The sequence below is a fragment of the Mesorhizobium sp. M7A.F.Ca.US.006.04.2.1 genome (assembly GCF_004022915.1).
Classification (GTDB): domain Bacteria; phylum Pseudomonadota; class Alphaproteobacteria; order Rhizobiales; family Rhizobiaceae; genus Mesorhizobium; species Mesorhizobium ciceri.
In genome coordinates, this window is sequence record NZ_RZQA01001480.1 from 1 (window position 1) to 760 (window position 760).

At 62.8% G+C, this 760-nt stretch carries 1 protein-coding gene; it reads right to left on the bottom strand.

The window, feature by feature from the left end:
• Positions 1–115 precede the first annotated feature (115 nt).
• Positions 116–721 carry an NADPH-dependent FMN reductase gene (locus EN925_RS38190; RefSeq protein WP_013530052.1) on the bottom strand — a complete coding sequence of 202 codons (606 nt, stop codon included), beginning with the start codon at positions 719–721 and terminating at the stop codon, positions 116–118.
• Positions 722–760: the final 39 nt, after the last annotated feature.

The window sequence follows — 760 nt, forward strand, 5'->3', positions numbered from 1 at the left end:
CGGTGTCGGCCGCGTCGTCCGATCCGGCGCCAGCTTTCGGTTTGAGCCGTTAGAATTGAAAAAGGGCGGCGCAAGCGCCGCGCCGGAGCCTTGGGAGGATAATTCGAACCGGCGGTCAGGCCGCCTTGACTTCCTCGGCGACGGCGTCGGCCTGACGCGCTGCCTTGAGCACCTTGGCCCACCACGCAACGTCGTTGACCAGCGCCGTGGCGGCCTGGTTCAGATGCTCGAGGTCTTCCAGCTTCTTCTCGCCCTGGCGCACGGCGAGGAAATCGCCCCAGGCGATATGGACGGCCGACTTGACCGGCGCCATCTGCAATTCGACGGCATGAAGGCGGAGCTGTTCGACGGCGCGAGCGCCACCGACGCTGCCATAGCCGACGAAGCCGGCCGGCTTCTTGTTCCATTCATTGGCGGCGTAGTCGATGGCATTCTTCAGCACCGCCGTCGGGCCATGATTGTATTCGGCGGCGGTGAAGATGAAGCCGTCGAATTCGGCGACCTTCTTCTGCCAGCGCTGTGCCACTTCGTTCTGCGACGGCGCCCATGCGGAGGATGCGACCTCGTCGAAGAACGGCAGCGGGAAGTCGCGAAGGTCGACGATCTCGACATCGATGTCGGCATGCGACTTGGCGATCTTGGCGATCCACTGGGTTGGCACATCGGCGAAACGAGCGGCGCGCGTCGATCCGACGACGATGGCAATTTTGGGTTTGGACATAAGGGCTCTCCTTGCACGAAGTACTGGTATCATTTGGAT